11 protein-coding genes and 1 riboswitch are annotated in these 16,974 nt (G+C 51.8%); of the genes, 10 read left to right on the plus strand and 1 reads right to left on the minus strand.

Annotated features, from left to right (window positions below):
* Positions 1 to 144 precede the first annotated feature (144 nt).
* The 10 genes from ABVS15_RS12240 to ABVS15_RS12285 all read left to right on the plus strand — a co-directional run bounded on the left by ABVS15_RS12240 (position 145) and on the right by ABVS15_RS12285 (position 16,286).
* On the plus strand, positions 145 to 5,553 hold the full coding sequence (locus tag ABVS15_RS12240) for an S-layer homology domain-containing protein (RefSeq protein WP_369283966.1): 5,409 nt from the start codon (positions 145 to 147) through the stop codon (positions 5,551 to 5,553).
* A gap of 16 nt (positions 5,554 to 5,569) precedes the next feature.
* A riboswitch (cyclic di-GMP riboswitch) is annotated at positions 5,570 to 5,661 on the plus strand.
* A gap of 411 nt (positions 5,662 to 6,072) precedes the next feature.
* Positions 6,073 to 6,567: an RNA polymerase sigma factor gene (locus ABVS15_RS12245; protein ID WP_369283967.1), complete on the plus strand. Its 495-nt coding sequence runs from the start codon at positions 6,073 to 6,075 to the stop codon at positions 6,565 to 6,567.
* A gap of 553 nt (positions 6,568 to 7,120) precedes the next feature.
* Positions 7,121 to 9,478, plus strand: coding sequence for an ATP-dependent DNA helicase (locus ABVS15_RS12250; protein WP_369283968.1), 2,358 nt, complete (start codon positions 7,121 to 7,123; stop codon positions 9,476 to 9,478).
* 76 nt (positions 9,479 to 9,554) lie between these two features.
* Entirely contained in the window at positions 9,555 to 9,758 is a 204-nt protein-coding gene (locus ABVS15_RS12255; protein ID WP_369283969.1) for a DUF6870 family protein, read from the plus strand.
* A gap of 146 nt (positions 9,759 to 9,904) precedes the next feature.
* A complete protein-coding gene (locus ABVS15_RS12260) occupies positions 9,905 to 11,542 on the plus strand; it encodes a recombinase family protein (RefSeq protein ID WP_369283970.1) in 1,638 nt (545 codons plus the stop codon).
* Positions 11,542 to 13,230: a recombinase family protein gene (locus tag ABVS15_RS12265; protein ID WP_369283971.1), complete on the plus strand. Its 1,689-nt coding sequence runs from the start codon at positions 11,542 to 11,544 to the stop codon at positions 13,228 to 13,230. The genes ABVS15_RS12260 and ABVS15_RS12265 overlap by 1 nt, the downstream gene beginning before the upstream one ends.
* The gene (locus ABVS15_RS12270; RefSeq protein ID WP_369283972.1) at positions 13,227 to 14,756 is read left to right on the plus strand and encodes a recombinase family protein; all 1,530 of its coding nucleotides are present in this window, start codon (positions 13,227 to 13,229) and stop codon (positions 14,754 to 14,756) included. The genes ABVS15_RS12265 and ABVS15_RS12270 overlap by 4 nt, the downstream gene beginning before the upstream one ends.
* Before the next feature lie 151 nt (positions 14,757 to 14,907).
* Positions 14,908 to 15,198, plus strand: a complete 291-nt coding sequence (locus ABVS15_RS12275; RefSeq protein WP_369283973.1) for a hypothetical protein — start codon at positions 14,908 to 14,910, stop codon at positions 15,196 to 15,198.
* Complete coding sequence (locus ABVS15_RS12280; RefSeq protein WP_369283974.1) at positions 15,195 to 15,533, plus strand: FRG domain-containing protein; 339 nt, start codon at positions 15,195 to 15,197, stop codon at positions 15,531 to 15,533. Before ABVS15_RS12275 ends, ABVS15_RS12280 begins: the two co-directional genes overlap by 4 nt.
* Positions 15,534 to 15,599: 66 nt before the next feature.
* Positions 15,600 to 16,286, plus strand: coding sequence for a hypothetical protein (locus ABVS15_RS12285; RefSeq protein ID WP_369283975.1), 687 nt, complete (start codon positions 15,600 to 15,602; stop codon positions 16,284 to 16,286).
* Here the strand turns inward: ABVS15_RS12285 and xerC are convergent.
* Positions 16,191 to 16,961, minus strand: coding sequence for a tyrosine recombinase XerC (xerC, locus tag ABVS15_RS12290; protein ID WP_369283977.1), 771 nt, complete (start codon positions 16,959 to 16,961; stop codon positions 16,191 to 16,193). The two genes, ABVS15_RS12285 and xerC, sit on opposite strands and share 96 nt — an antisense overlap.
* Positions 16,962 to 16,974: the final 13 nt, after the last annotated feature.

Raw genomic sequence — 16,974 nt, forward strand, 5'->3', positions numbered from 1 at the left:
GAGCCAAGAGCCGATACGCCCGAAGGTCTGCGGCAGTGCTGGTACTGCCGTCATGCGGATTTTCATCTGGACAAGCCACGTGCTCTGGATGTTGGCATATGTTATTGGCCGAAAAAAATATCAAAATAGGAGGATAGAAACGATATGAGAAAAAGACTTTTGAGCATTCTGCTTTCGGTGTGCATGGTGCTGACCCTGCTGCCTGTTTCGGCTATGGCCGAAGAAGTCAATACTTCGAATGGCACGGCTGGGGAAATTATAGCTTTTGCGGCGCTGGATGAAACAGAAAAAAACGTTGCGACCGGCACACAGATTGAGGATTTGGAACTCCCTGAAAGCCTGACGGCAACGGTGAGGACAATGAGGACTGTTGACAGCGGGACGGCAGAAGGAAATGTTCAGGATTCAGGAAATCAGGAAGGGGGTTCTGTGTCCGGTAACGTGACGGTTGCAACCACCGGTTCTGCCATAGAGACGGAAACAATCAGGCAGCAAGAACCTTCTGCTCGCGAATGGGAGGAAACGACCGTTGATATTCAGGTTACATGGACTGCCGAGCCGGAATATGACGGAAACGAAAACGGCGATTATATATTTACACCTGTAATAGAGGGCTATACGGTCAGCGCCGACCTGCCTGAAATCACCGTAACGGTAGGCGCACAGCCCCGCATGATGGCTTTGCGTACGGGTGCGCCCGCTGACTACGGGGATTTTTCCGTCAGCATAGAAGGAGATGGCGCTGCACCAATATTCAATGACACCAGCCATACGCTTACCTTTGACACAGCGGGGAAATACACCGTTGGCATGGCAGATGGAAAAGACTCGACTTCCAATACTATCGTGGTCAGCACTTCTGACGTGACGCTGAACCTTGACGGCGTGACAATCAGAGTGCCGGCAGCAGCATCTGCGACGATATCCGGCGCAAATGCTCTGACGGTGACAAGCGATTCAGTCGCCTTGAACGTGATTGCGGATAGCTCCCTGACAGGTGGTGACGGCTGCGCCGGTAGCGCGGGAACCTCTGGAAGCGACGGCGGTGCCGGTATTTACGGCGATGTCGTGGTTACGGGCACGGCTACGCTCACTGTTACAGGTGGCAGAGGGGGAACGGCTAGTTTGGGGGAGAGTGGTGATAATGGCAGAGCCGGTTTTGGCATCAAAGGAAATGTGGATGTTTCCGGCTCGGCTACCTTGATCGCCGTAAGCGGCAGCGGTGATGCCGGTATGGCCATCATCAGCGCCAGCGGCAGCGGCGGCGGCACAATCACCGCAGGTGAGGGCTATACCGTATATGCCGGGGCAGATGCCACAAGTGCGAGCGCCATGCCCTCTGATTCAACTTTCAGCAACGCACTGTATGTCAAAATTGCGCCGTCGGCTACCAAATACGGTATATGGGTCGGCACGACCGAGGTCACCAGTGCAAACGCAAGTAACGTGCTTGGCGACACCTACACTCCCACCGTCACTTATGACGCGGACACCAACACCCTGACGCTGAACGGCGCGCGCATAACCACGCTGCAGGCTCCCCCCGACAACGGCCACACCTCTTGGCGCGGCGGTATCTTCAAGAGCAGCGGCGACTTGAACATTGCTCTCATTGGGGATAACATCGTTGATATCAGCGATGTTACAGGTCAAACCCAGGTTTTCGGAATTTGCATTTTTAATGGAGCGCTAAGCATTACAGGCGCGGCGGGAAGCTCTCTCGACGTTACCAGCGCGCCATCCGAAGGGAACAGCTACGGTATTTGGGGCGATAACGGCGTGACAATCAGCAACTGCACGGTGACCGCCACAGGGGGTGATTCCACCGGAGTGGCCGGCAATACAGTCGGCGGCATCTTCATGCAGTCATACGGAACCCTTTCCATTACAAACGCCACTGTCACAGCCAACGGCGGTTACACAGCAGGTAACAGCATTGGCATTTCCTACGGCACGGCTGAGATTTCCAACTCCACCGTTACCGCCACAGGATATACACGCGCGCTTCAATTAGAAAACCTTAATCCCGCAGGGCTTGTGGCGATTGCCTCGGAGAATAGAACGGACGCGGACGCGGCTGCCGTCACACTCAATACTTCCGTTTATGATCTTAGCAACAGCTATAAGTATGTCCAAATCTCACCCGCGCCCCAGGCGCAATGGGGAATTGCCACCGGCGCGAGCAATGACCAACCGCCCGGCTCCGACGCTTGGACAAGCGGCAGCCTGACCGATGCTATGGCCTATGCCAACGGTTTAGGCAGCGGCACGGCGTACATTCAGCTTTTGGAGAATGTGGACATCGCCGCCACGCTGGAGTTTGCGTCGAGCAAGACCACCATGCTTGACCTGAACGGCAAGACCCTCGACGGCAGTCATATAACAAGTGTCAGGGATAGGAATGTCCTTGGCGTGAGAGGCAATCTGACCCTTTGTGACAGCAGCACAAACATCGTTTCCAGTCAAGGCAGTATCACCGGGGGACAAGGCACCGAAGACGGCACGGGCGGCGGCGTTTATATCGGTTTTTATGGCACCTTTACCATGACCGGCGGCAATATCACAGGAAACACCGCTGCAAACGGCGGCGGCATAACAAACATGGGCGCATTTAATATGACGGGAGGAAGTATTGCCGGTAATTCCTGCATTTTGATCAGCGGTTTGATGCCATGCGGCGGCGGCGTGGCAAACGAGGGCAGTTTCACCATGAGCGGCGGCAGTATCACAGGCAACACCGTAGCCGAAGGCGGCGCGGGCGGCGGTGTGTTTGCCGAAGGGATGACGCTGTCCGGTAATGTGAATATCTCCGGCAACACAGTCGGCGCGGCGAGCGACAATGTTGCGCTGATGAGTGTTGGCAGCGGTATTGCTTTTATCGGCATTACTGAAGCGTTCACATGCAGCACAGCAATCGGCGTAAGCCTCGTTAATATAAATTTTAATACTTATGCGGTTACTCGCCAAGAGGGTGTGTTCACCGAGGGAAATACCGTTAACAACAGCGCTTACATCTCAAAATTCGTCAGTGACAACAGCGGCTTTGCCGTTATTGCGCAAAACGGTCAGCTCAAGCTGGCGGCGGCGAAGGCAATCGCCAAGGAAGACACCTCAAACGGCAGCTTCACAGTGAGGGTAAACGGCAATGAGGTTTCCTCCGCGACAGAGGGGCAGACGGTCACCGTCACGCCCGCCGCAAGCAGCGGTTATGAATTAGACACCATTTCGGTTTATAAAACCGGGGATTCAGACACAACAGTGACGGTTACAAACGGCAGCTTCACCATGCCCGCATATGGGGTGACGGTCAATGTTACCTTTCGGGAAAGCAGCGTTCCTGCCTACACCATCAGTGGAACGATCAAGGGCAGCGATACCGGCGCGGGTATCCCCGCAAGCTTGCAGCTCAAGGACGGCGGCGGAAATGTACTCGGCACGACAACGGCGGCAAACGGCAGCTACAGCTTTACCGGAGTACCCGCCGGAAGCTATACTGTCGCGGTTAGCTGCACGGGTTATGACAGCGGCACAATCACAGGTATTACGGTATCAACCGCCAATCTTACTGGCAAGAATTTGACGCTGACCAAAAGCATCTCCGGTCTTACCGACGCGCAAAAGCTTGCCGCAGCCAAGGCAGCGATTATGGCGGCAATCAACCGGATGTCATTCTCCAACAGTACAACGGCGGCGGATATTTTAAGTGTCGCACAAGCCGCTTCACTCTATGGTGTGACCGTGGCATGGGATAACACGAATGAATTTACAAAAACGCAGGCGACCACCTCTGCAACAGGCTCTATCAGGGGCACCTTCCAACTGGTACTTAACCAAGAGAGCGACAGTATCGGGATCGACGCAGCTATCGCCAAGCTATCCACAAACGGTGATAACGGCGGTGGCGGCTCCGATAGCGGCGGTTCCACAACCTCTCCGTCTACCAAGCCCACTGAGCCGGTCACCGGCAGCACGGAAAACAAGGCCACGGTGGACAATATGGGCAACGCCAATGTTGGCCTGACCGACAAAAACATCACCGACGCCATTGCGGACGCAAAGGCTGCCGCAGCGAAAAAAGGCGTGAACGCAGGCGATATTACGGCAGTCATTCATGTCACCACAGGCGGCAAGGACGCAAACACTGTGACAGTCAATTTGCCCAAGACTACACAGGAGCAAGTCATCGGCAACAGGATTGCCAGCGTTCAGCTTGCTATTGATCGCCCTGATCTTACCATCGGCATTGACCTTGCGGCGGTGACGGAGATCAACCGCCAGGCAAAGGCCGACGTCCAGCTTTCCGCTACCCGCATGGACAATGCAAAGCTGACCGGCGATGCAAAGACCGCCATCGGCAACCGTCCCGCATATGACCTTAAGACAACCTACGGCAGCGGAAAATCCGTGACCGATTTTGGCAAGGGCAGTGTCAGCGTGGAGATTCCTTATACCCTGCAAAAAGGTGAGATTGCAGGTAACGTCTACGCCGTCTATGTGGACGCAAAAGGCAAAGTGACCTACCTCACCGATTCCAGCTACGATGCAAAGCGCGGAACGGTGGTGTTTTCCACCAACCACTTCTCCACTTACGGCGTAGCCTACAAAGCCAGCTTTAACTTTACTGACATCGCCGGTCATTGGGCAAAGGACGATATTCTCTTTGTCGCAAACCGCGGCCTTATGACCGGCACCAGCGCCACCACGTTCAATCCCAACGGTTCTATGACACGGGGTATGTTTGTAACAGCACTCGGACGTTTGGCAAATGCCGACATCAGCGCCTATAAGCAGTCGAGCTTCACTGACGTAAAGGCTGACGCTTACTACATGGGATATATCGAATGGGGTGTGAAAAACAATATTCTCGTCGGTATTGGCGGAGGTAAGTTCAACCCGGACGGTCTTGTGACTCGTGAGCAGATGGCGGTTATGATGGACAGATATGCCACGTCTATCGGCTTTAAGCTGCCGGAGGTTCACGCACAGAACACCTTTGCTGACAATACCAAAATTGGCGCGTGGGCGGCTCCTTCCGTAAAACGCATCCAGATGGCGGGTATCATCCAAGGCAAAAACAATAACTTTTACGATCCGCAGGGAACGGCCACCCGTGCCGAGGTTTCGGCAGTGCTGCGGCGCTTTGTGGAGCTGACGGTTTTCAGTGATACTGCGCAGGGCTGGGTAAAAAATGATTCTGGCCAGTGGATGTTCTTTAAAAATGGAAAAGCTCTCACCGGATGGCAGACTATTAATGGCAAGGTCTACTGTTTTGACAGCATTGGCGGTGCCTTCGCAAGCGGCTGGAAGCAAAACGCAAAAGGCGAATGGTTCTTCCTGTCGTCAGACGGCAGTGCCGTCACAGGCTGGAAAGACATTGGAGCGAGCGGAAATTCAAAGCGCTATTATTTTGATACCCATGGTGTCATGATTGCTGGCAAATGGCTTCAGATTGACGGAAAATGGTATTACTTTTATGCCGACGGCTCTCTTGCCAAGAGGACCAAGGTCGATGGTTATGAGGTTGATAAAAATGGCGTGAGAAAGGCCAAGTAACCAAGACAACAGAATATATTGCCAAGGGCAAACACGGTGAAAACCGTGGGCGCAAAGCTACAGGGTCTAAGGCGTTTCATAAAGCGCTACGATAGCCTGGCTGCCAAAAACCGCGCAGGGCGTGCCCTCTCCAAACAGAGGGCACGCCCTTGCTATTTCTTACGGATTTTGACGGATTATTGGGATATCGGGATACCGGCTTTCGCTTGCTCTGGCGAAAGGGGTATCTCTATGGAAAACAACAACTGCCCTCTCACATGGAGGTGTAGATAAAGACGGTGCAATCCGTCTATGCCGCCCTCTACATATACAATTTCATAAGTCTATTCTAAAAAAGTCAGCATTTTGCCATTGGCAATCTGCTGACTTTTTTTATTCGACAAGAAAATATAAACCCCGACCGGTATTTACATACTTTTACAATTTATCTCTCGATCAGGCAAACACGCTTTTACATTGTCGTTCCCCGCCCTCCGGACCTTGAATTTCACAAAAATTCAGAGTTCGGAGGAAAGGAACATGAAAAATTACAAGGAAAGTGATTATGCCCTCAACAAGTACAGTGAGGGGATTGTATATAAATTTGCCGACCGTGTCCGTTTGGAGATCACTTTAGAGGATTATCTGGCGGAAAACCCCGGCAAGACGGCGGAGGACTTTCGGGAGCTGAAAGCCCTGTCGGATGAAATCTATCACCGGCAAGTCGTACACGAACATCGGACAAGCCGTCTGGATGTGACTATAAACGGGCTGGAGGAAACCGAACCGCTTTCCGCGCCGCCCCCCGATACCATGCTGATACATAATGCCGAGAAAAACAAGGCATTGAAAGCTGCCCGGCAGCTTCTGGACAGTGGGCAGCTGACCGAAACACAAAGGCGCAGGTTTATTCTGCATTTCTTTCAGGGATTGTCCATACGACAGATTTCGGAAAGGGAACAAGTTCACCAGCGGGCGGTTTGGGACAGTTTACAATGGGCTTCAAAAAAATTAAAAAAATTTTTTAAAGAGTGACTCGTCACCCCCCTCCTTTTTTGACATTAGGTGAAAGGTTCTTTTCGCCTTTCGCCTGTTCCTTGACAAATACCGGCCACGCTGTCGGTCATATCGGAGCATCGGGTACATTACCTCCCGCGCCGCGCGCCAGGACCGCCTGTTTCAGCATGAAGAAGCAGGTGCGAGCGCCCGCTTTCGGCATATGACGAAACCGGCAGACAAAAGGCACGGGAGCCATAATGATACTTTTCCTCACGGAACCCGCGAATTGGCTGCGCGGGGGAAGCGTCGCCCCGGCTGGGAAAGGCCGGGGGGAGCTTTCATGCGTGACACTTGCCGTCACGGCCCGATGCTGCCCCCCTCACATCCGGGAAGCGTGGTCAAATAGGATGTTTTTTAAAATAGCTACCGCTTAAATTGATTTGGTTTGGCGGCAGAGCTACTGCGGCGGGGCGGCCATGCACCATTGATCCGTTATGCCCAAGGGCAGCGGAATCGCCAAGTGTAATCGTGAGCCATGCGCCGCACCGCCGTACCACTGTGCCGCCAGACCCTTACAGGGGGAATACCTATGAATACGCCATACAACGATATATTACGGGAAATCAGCCGGGAGATACCGCCCGACATTGCCGCCCGTTTCCGGGGCGACGCCTTGTTCTTTGCCTATGGCTGCATCCTGCTGGAACGGGATACCGGAAAGGGCTATGTATACAAAGCCGTCAATCTGGAAACCGGCCGCTCCGCTACCATCAGCCGCAGAACCCGGCAGCTTGCCCTTTCCGGCGTTCCGGAAATTCTGGAAAGGCTCAAAGCCTCCGGCATAGCAGGCTCCGGCCGCTTTTGTGCGGAGATGCCGCCGGGCAGGAACCTGTTCCATGACCGGCTTGCTGAAATGATGGAGGATACCTTCCGCAGCCTGCTTCCGGCCCATGGCTACGGAATACGGGAAAAGCAGATCGAGCTTGCCGAACACATTTTAAATGCCATCGTCCGCCGAAACGTGTCGCTGGCCGAGGCTGAGGTGGGCACCGGGAAAACCCACGCCTATCTCATTGCCGCACTGCTTGCCAAGCGGGGGCGCGTCAACGACTTTTGGCTGCGGGGCAGTTACCCGAAGCAAAGCTACGCGCAGAGCGCACATATGCCGGTGGTGGTATCCACCTCCAGCATCGCCCTGCAAAATGCCGTTACCCGCGATTACCTGCCGGAGCTGTCCGGTATTCTTATGGAGCACAAGATCATTCAAAAGCCACTTACAGGCGCGATCCGCAAAGGCAAGGAGCATTATCTCTGTGAAAAAAAGCTGCTCACCTGCTATCAGAACGCGGACGATGCCACAAAGCAGATGCTGGAGCCGTTTCTTGCCTCCGGTTCCGCCGACCTTGCCGACGCGGAGGGGCTGACCGCCTATCTGAAACGGAAAATCTGTGTGTCGGGACGCTGCCCAAAGGACTGTAAAAACTTTGCATACTGCCGCTATCAGCAGTACCTGCGGCGGGCGCAATCCAATGAGATTGACGTGCAGGTGTGCAATCACAACTATTTTCTTGCTGACCTTCTGCACCGCACCAAGGGACAGCCTCCCCTTATCCCTCATTATCAGGCGGTTATCATCGACGAGGCTCACAAGTTTCTGGACGCCGCCCGGCAGATGTACGGTGTGCATCTTGATAACCATGCCATTCCTGCCATTACGGAAGAAATCCGCGGCTTTACCTACCGTCAGGGGGAAAGCGGCGTGCAGATTACAGACCTGGCGAAAAAGCTGACCCGCCAAAGCCACCGGCTGTTCCGTGCGCTGGACGCGTGTATTCCCCAGGAGGAACTACAGGACGATGCGGAACGCTTCAAAACCGTGATTGACGGCAGAGCGGCCCGGCATCTGCGAAATATCAGGGAAATCGCACTGGATCTGAGCGCCGCCCTGCTGGAGAGTAAACCCCTTCCTCGCTACCGGGGCGGATGCGCGCAGGCTCGGTGGGAGCTTGACCGTACCATGGAACAGGCCGCCGTTTTAGAAAAGCACATCGAGCTGGTCTACTGGCTGGAGAAGCCGCCTGTTCACCGGGGCGGCGGCATGGATCAGACAAGCCTCTGCGCCATTCCGAAGAAGCTGAATGAAATGCTGGCCGCCGACCTCTGGAGCCGCAAGCTGCCCATCATTCTGACCTCCGGCACCCTGTCGGCCTCCGGGGACTTTACCCATATCCGCCGTGTCTTGGGGCTTGACAGACTGCCGATTGCCCGCCTGACGGAAACCAGCAAGCCCTCTCCCTTTCACTACGAAACGCACGCACTGCTGTACATCAGCGAAGTTGTACCCTTTCCCGATATCCGGGACAAACAGTACATCAATGCCCTTGCCGAGGAAGCAAAGCACCTGATCCTGGCCTCTCACGGTCACGCGGCGGTTCTCTTTACTTCCTATAAGGCAATGGATATGGTACACGGGCTGCTGGCAGGGCAGGCTTTGCCCGTTCCGCTGCTGCGGCTGGATCGGGGCGGCGAAAGAGCGATTGACCGGTTCCGCGAAAGTAAGAACGGCGTCCTGTTCGCCTCCGGTGCGCTGTGGGAGGGCATTGACCTGCCCGGCGATATCCTCTCCATGCTTATCATCGCCAAGCTGCCATTTGCAGTGCCCGATCCCATCAGTGATTACGAGCGGACGCTGTACGACAGTATGGAGGAATACAAAAACCGCGTTGTAGTGCCGGAAATGCTGATTAAGCTCAAACAGGGCTTCGGGCGGCTCATCCGCTCGGAAACCGACACCGGCGTGGTGGCGCTGCTGGATTCCCGCGTCCGGGAGCATGGAGCCTACCGGGAACGGGTGTTGGCCGCACTGCCGGACTGCCCGGTCACAAAGGACATTGCCGCCGTTGCGCGGTTCCTACAGGAGAACAAGGAACCGGACTACTTCGCGTAGCCCGGTTCCTTTCCAATCGGTGGACATATTCCCGACTTGGGAATATGCCGGAAATTTGAAAAAGGAGGCGCAGGCCATGGAAGCAATCAGTCATGATTTAGTGGATATCCGGGAAATCACCGTGAATAAGAACCTTCCGAAAGAAGAACGGGTTGCGGAATTTGTTCGGCAGATCAAAGACCCCTATCATTTCAAATGCGGAGATTTTACGGTCCGGGCCCGTTTTGCTGAAAACGGCGTCACTCTGGAGGACTGTCTGCAAAGACTTTTCAGCGAATGAGCAACAAAGCGGCAAAATGGACTTTTTCTCCGCACCATGGTACTGTGGATATCGGAAAAAGAATGAAAAACCGAATCTGACGACGATACCATGATCACCCTTTACGGTGCGGGGAATTCCCCCATTCTTCAAAGGAGTGATTTTTCATGTCTGAAACAAAGTATAAAGCAGTGAAATATATCCGCCTGTCCTACACCGACGATAAGGACAACGAAAGCGACAGCGTTGCCAATCAGCGCAAACTTCTGGACAGCTTCATCGAAAGCAGTCCGGATATCGAAGTGGTGTCGGAAAAGGTGGACGATGGCTGGAGCGGCATTTTATTTGACCGTCCGGCCTTTAAGGAAATGATGTCGGAAATTGAGGCGGGAACCGTTAATTGTGTCATCGTCAAAGACTTATCCCGCCTGGGACGCGATTATATCGAAACCGGGCGATATCTGCGCCGGATATTCCCCGCCTATGGCGTGCGTTTTATTGCGCTCAATGACAATATCGACACCCTGAAAGACAGCGGTGATGATTTGGTGGTATCCGTCAAAAGCATCATCAATGACGCCTACTGTCACGATATTTCCGTAAAAACCCGCAGCGCCCTGTCCGTAAAGCGCAGTAACGGTGATTATGTCGGTGCCTGTGCCGTGTACGGCTATAAAAAATCGGAGGAGAATAAAAATCAGCTTATACCGGACGAATATCCGGCAGGCGTGGTACAGAGCATTTTCAAGCAGAAGCTGGACGGCATGAGCGCCGCCAGAATTGCGGAAGAGCTAAACCGCACCGGTGTTCTCTCTCCATTAAGCTATAAAAGAGATCGGGGCCTGCCCCATCCCAAGAAAGGGTATGCGGACAAAGCCGATGCCAGATGGTCTGCCACGACGGTAATTCGCATTCTGAAAGATGAAATCTATACCGGAGCGCTGATTCAGGGAAAACAGGGCACCTTTAACTACAAGCTGAAGGATTTAATTGATAAGCCGGAAAATGAGTGGGTACGCATAGAGGATGCCCATGAGGCCATCATCCATAAGCGGGATTTTGACCTGGTACAGCGTCTGATGCGTCTGGATACCCGGACTTCTCCGGGGAGTGACCGGGTGCAGCTCTTTTCCGGCATTCTCGTCTGTGGCTGCTGCGGAAGCCGTATGACCCGCAAAACCGACCGGTACAAGGGGAAAACCTACCACTATTATTATTGCCCTGTCGGAAAAAAGGGTGGCTGCGAAGCGCCCGCCCACATCAAAGAAAGCGATTTGACCGCCTGTGTGCTGGAGAGCCTGAAAGCCCATATCCGCAACATCGCTTCTCTGGAGGCTGTGCTGAAAAATGCCGATACCGAGGCTCTTAGCAGTCGGATGACGCGCAGGCTGGAGGCACAGCTTGCGGAAAACCAGAACCAGCTGAAACAGACCGCTGCATTCAAGTCCACTCTGTATGAAAATATGATTACCGGCCTGCTCTCTCCCGAGGATTACAAGACCTTCAAGGCCAAATACCTTGAGGATGAAAAGCGGCTGAACCAGGCGCTGTCCGCGCTCCGGCAGGAGCTTGAAAATGTCAGGAACCATACCAGCGAACGGCTTGTCTGGATGGAGCATTTCAAGCAGTTTGAGGGGCTGACAGAGCTTGACCGGAAGACGGTTTCCCATTTGATTCAGTCCATTCGGATTGCAGGCAAAAACGAGCTTCAAATCACCTTCAACTATCAGCCCGAATATGAAAAAGCCCTTGAGGTCTACCATACCCCGGCTGTGGAGAAGGCTTCCGGAAAGGTGGTGGCATAATGGCAAGAAAAAGCAGAAAACACCTGCCTGATATACCGGAACAGGCCTGTGAAAGCTCGGTGTACCGGGCGTGCGGCTACATCCGCCTTTCGGTGGAGGACAACAAGAAAAGGGGGGATTCTCTGGAAACACAGAAAAGTATTCTGGAAAGCTATATTTCCCTTTCTTCTGATCTGCGGCTCCACGATTATTATATCGACAACGGTACGACGGGCACGAATTTCCATCGCCCTGCCTTTCAAAAAATGCTGGAGGATGCAGAAAAAGGCATCATCAACTGCATTATAGTAAAAGACCTGTCACGGTTTGGCCGAAACGCCATTGACACCGGCTATTACATTGAAAAATACTTACCCTCTCTGAACGTTCGATTCATTTCGATCAATGACAATTTTGATACCGCCCATATAAATCCCGGCGACGGCATTATGCTGCCCCTGAAAAATATGATTAACGAAGCCTATTCGCTGGATATCGGGCGAAAAATCAAGGCACAGCAAAGGCAGAGCATGAAGGAAGGACAGTTTGTCGGGGCAAGGCCGCCCTATGGTTATCTGAAAAGCCCGGATAACTGCCATCAGCTTATCCTTGACGAGGCAACCGCGCCGGTGGTAAGGCAGATTTTCCAGTGGGCGTATGAAAAGGTAAGCCTGAATGACATTACCCGCCGCCTGAATGAGGCAGGCATCCCCACACCCAGCCATACGAAAAAGGCGGCTGGATTGATTGCCCATGAAAACCTCATCGGGAAAAATGCCTGGCAGACATGGACGATCAGTAAAATTCTTTCCTGTGACACCTACACCGGCGATTTGGTGCAGGGGAAAACCAAGACTGTCTGCCATAAGCAGGCGCCTGCTGAGGAAAGCGATTGGATTATCATAGAAAATACCCATGAAGCCATCGTCAGCCGTGAGATATTTGAAGCGGTTCAGATCTTTCGCCAAAAGGTTGCGGAGGAAGCCGTCCAGAAGCCAAAGAAGCCTTACACCCCCAATTTCTTTAAAGGGAAAATCTTCTGCGGGCACTGCGGCGGCAGCCTGCACCGGCAGCGCTGCGCGCGCAAACGCGGCCCGGATGTGTATTTGTTCCATTGTCTTTCCAACAGCCGCAGGGCGCGCGGCTCCTGCGAACCCTACTCCCTGCCGGAGAAGGAGCTGGTGTCCGCATTGTTATCCATTCTCCAAAAGCAGGCGGAGCTTGCGGCGGGAAACGCTCTTATTTTAAAGAGAAAACGCCCCGACATGGAGGCGCGTCAGCTCGCTGTCAAAGCCCGGCTGGATTCCCTGAGACAGGAGCTTGACCGGGACCGGCGAATGCTGAAAAGCCTTTACGAAAGCCTTGTAATCGGCATTTTGAACGACGAGGAATATCGGCGTATGCGCACCGATTATGGCGAAAAGATTGAAAGCAAATCAGTTCTGATGCAGGAGCTTACCGGACGGCTGCGGGAGGTGGAATCGCAAGCCGCGGAATACATCGACCTGACCAATCTGATTGCAGGAGTTAAAGGCAAAGAGGATATTACGGCAGCACTCATTGACCGGCTGGTTGACCGGATTCGGGTATTCTCCGACCGCCATATCGAGGTGGATTTTCGCTTTGAAAGCGGCTTGAACCAATTAGAGAGAACGGAACATTCGCTGAATGCTCTGCTTGCGAACACAGAAGGGAGGCCGGTAGCATGAACCAATATGTGATTGCCATGTATATTCGTCTTTCCCTGGAGGATGCGAAAACAGACAGTTTAAGTATTGCCAATCAAAGACTTCTCCTCCAGCGGCATATTGCCACTTTGGAGCAGGAAAATGTAAAGATCACGGAGTTTGTGGATAACGGCTATTCCGGAGTCAACTTTGAGCGCCCTGCCATGCAGGAGCTTTTGGAATTGGTTCGTCAGAGTAAAATTCACTGCATTATTGTGAAGGATTTTTCCCGCTTTGGCCGCAACATGATTGAAACCGGGTATTTTCTTGAAAAAGTCTTTCCGCTGTACCGCACCCGCTTCCTTTCCGTGAGCGATGGTTTCGATACAAAGGATTACAAGGAGGATACGGGCGGAATGGCGGTAGCCTTTAAGTACCTGATGCACGAATACTACAGCATGGATTTATCCCGCAAGACCAAAAGCGCCAAATACGCAAAAATGAAACGTGGGGAGTATCAGAGTAGGGTTTGCTGTTACGGTTACCGGAAAGGCCCGGATGGACGGCTTGGCATTGATGAAGAAGCGGCGGCGGTGGTGCGCAGAATATTTGCGTTGGCACGAGAAGCGAAACACGCCGGGGACATTGTAAAAGCACTGTATGCAGACAAAATCCCCACCCCCGGTGAATATCGCGCCGCTAAGGGTAAGGGGTTTCATGACATATCAAGGTGCATCGGTATCTGGCAGCGGTCAACGGTGCTGCGTATTCTGACAGACGAACGGTATATCGGCACCTATGTGATCGGCAAGCGTACACTCCGGGAAATCGGAGGAACACGCTCCCGGCTCAAGGATGAAAGTGAATGGTATAAAATCCCGAACCATCATTCTGCCATTGTGGAAAAAGAGGTCTATGACCAGGTTCAGACCAAGCTGCGGCACTTTAAATGCGACAAAAAGCCTCGAAGCTATTCTCTCCGGGGCAAGGTGATCTGCGGCAGCTGCGGACACGCCATGCAGAGAGCTCCGCGAAAGGAACCGGTCTTTGTCTGCCGGTACACCAAGGTGGATGCATCGGCTCCCTGCCATCGGCTGGAGGTAAAGGAAAAAGATTTAGAAAAGCTGTTATTTGAGGTGATCTCCAAGCAGGCGCAAATCCTTTTGAATGCCGACCATCTGCATGAAATCAATGAATTGGGGCTGCAAAGTGAGCAGCAGTTGGAATACAAACGGCAGATTGACATGTGCCAGTATGAGAAGCAGCATTTATATGAACAGCTTATTTTGAAAAAAATCAATCTGGAACAGCATAACGTCCGAAAAGCCGAGTTGGATTCGGAACTGATCCGCCTGCGGAGTGCCTATTCTATCCTATCAGCAAAGACTGCGCAGCTTCAAGCGAAGAGGGATAGTACGAATAAGGCGGCTGTTGTCGCAGAGGATGTTCAACGGGCAGATTGCCTAACGCAACCGCTGGCGGACTTGTTAATTGATAAGATTTATGTGTACCCGGACAGGCGGATTGAGACTGTCTGGAAGGTAGCAGATTTTTTAAATCCAGAATAATAAATACGGGCTGATTTAACTTGCTTTTGTTGAGTTGATCAGCTCGTGTTTACTATTAAGCCGATGCTATAGAGGATTGTGATAATCAGGAATAAGTTGTATAATATGATTGTTACAACCTAAATTAAATAGAAACGTATGGAGGAATACCATGGGAAACGGAGAAAAACTGACAACCGAAGAATTTGAAAAAATAGAGTCACTGGTACAGCGGGCTGTAAACGCCAGCAATAAAAAGGAAGCGAAGCCTTTTATAGACCGTCTGAATTTTATGAAAAACACGCTTACTATGCAGCCTTATGAACGGATTGTTTATAGCGAGCTTGTATCTTATACGACCGCTGCATCAGGCCAGGTGAGGGATAAGCAGCATTGGTTGAATGCTGTCAATCAAAGCCTTTACAAATTGAAGCCTCTTTACGGGGAAGGCGATCCGCAATGAGATATTCCAAAAGAAAATTGAAAGGATTGCCTGTTCCTAAAGAGATTATTGTTAAGAGCTTGGCCGATTATATCGCCTTATTTTCAAACAATCAATATGAAAACTACATATTCCGCGGAGAGCCCACTAATTATCATGACACCATTTCATCGGCACTCAGGAATGGAGAACATCCATTTATCAAAATGAAAAACGAGTTTAGCCGTGAGATATTTCACAGGCTTTCTCCCGATGAACGCAATCATTTCTTGGCTTTTGCTCAGCACCATGGGATACCTACAAATCTGATTGACTTTACAAGGTCACCTTTAGTCGCATTATTCTTTGCCTGCTAGCCTTTTTGTAGTTCGGATGAAAGCTTTGAAAAGGAAAGAGGATTCGTATATCTTCTGGAAGATGCGTTGGTTGACATTACAGACTTGCTCTCGCAAAATGAAGATAAGAATTTTCTTAACCTTTTTATGCGGAACGAGGATAATATTATAGTTAGACTATACAAGGCCTTTGAAGGTTTTTATAAGCAGTATCCTGAAAAATTTTATTACTATTACAAGCGTTTGTCGGACGATTGGCAGTATTATTTGGTTGACATGCAGCCATATTCCCCTAAAAAATCCAACTTCCCCACATACAACGATGGGAAGTATAAGAACGAACTGAAATATGAATATGTCAGGGAGAATAACGACCTTGTTGCAGAGATTAAACACCAATACGGAACGATTGAGCTGATCGTATTGGAATACACTTTAAAGCTTCAAGCATTTTTAAATCAGGCTTCAAATTGTGGGGCAACCGTTTGGTGGCTCAACTGTATTCCTAATTTTCTGTATACCCCCATATTGTCATTTGAAAGAGGGAGAAATCAGCAAGGGTTGTTTATTTATCAAGCTTATATATCCTATGATGAAAGTCTTTATAACACTCATATTCTTTCTCATCAGCGCGTTTGGCCTGATATCATAATTGTTGTTGAAGATAAAGAGAAAATATTAAAAGAGTTGGACTTTATGGGCATAAACGAAAAATTTATATATGGTGATTATGATAGTGTTGCGAGGTATATCAGGAAAAAGTACGACTATTAAAATCGAGGGCACAGTAGCTGATAACAATAACTGTGCCCTCGGCTTTTTGGAGATATGTGTTAATATGGGAGCTATATCTATAAATACACATTGAAAAAATCTCAAATTATTTTTCGGTGTGTGCTTGACATATGGGTGCCGCAAATCGTGAAACCGCACATGCTTGCATTCGGCCCGTTCCAATATGAGCTGGAGCCGCTTGCGTACCGAGCCGGGGGTCATGGGGCAGTCCTCCTTCACCGGGGACGGGAACATCCAGCGGGAATCCACTGTTTCTTTGTACTCCTTCAGCACCGCAACCACCGCGGTCGGCAGCGTCAGCTTGCGGATGGAGGTCTTGGTTTTCGGCATGGTGAGTTGCAGTTGCCCCTTCACATTGTAAATCTGCTTGTTCACACTCAGCACCCCGGTCTTGAAGTCCAGATCATCCCATTGGAGCGCCATCAGCTCGCCACGGCGTAAACCCGTAGCCAAGTCCAGAAGGAACAGTTCATAGTACCCCTCCGCCTGGGCCTGAATGAGAAACCGCTGGAGCTCGTCCTTGTCCAGCACCTGCATCTCCCGCGCCTTCTTGGGCGGTAACTTGCAGCCGATGGCGGGGTTGGTGTGGATGAGCCCCTCCTGCATCGCCTTTTCCAGCGCGGAGCGGCAGGTGGCGTGGCACATTCTCACCATCCGGTCGGACAGC

This window comes from Oscillibacter sp. GMB15532, assembly GCF_041020825.1.
GTDB lineage: Bacteria > Bacillota > Clostridia > Oscillospirales > Oscillospiraceae > Oscillibacter.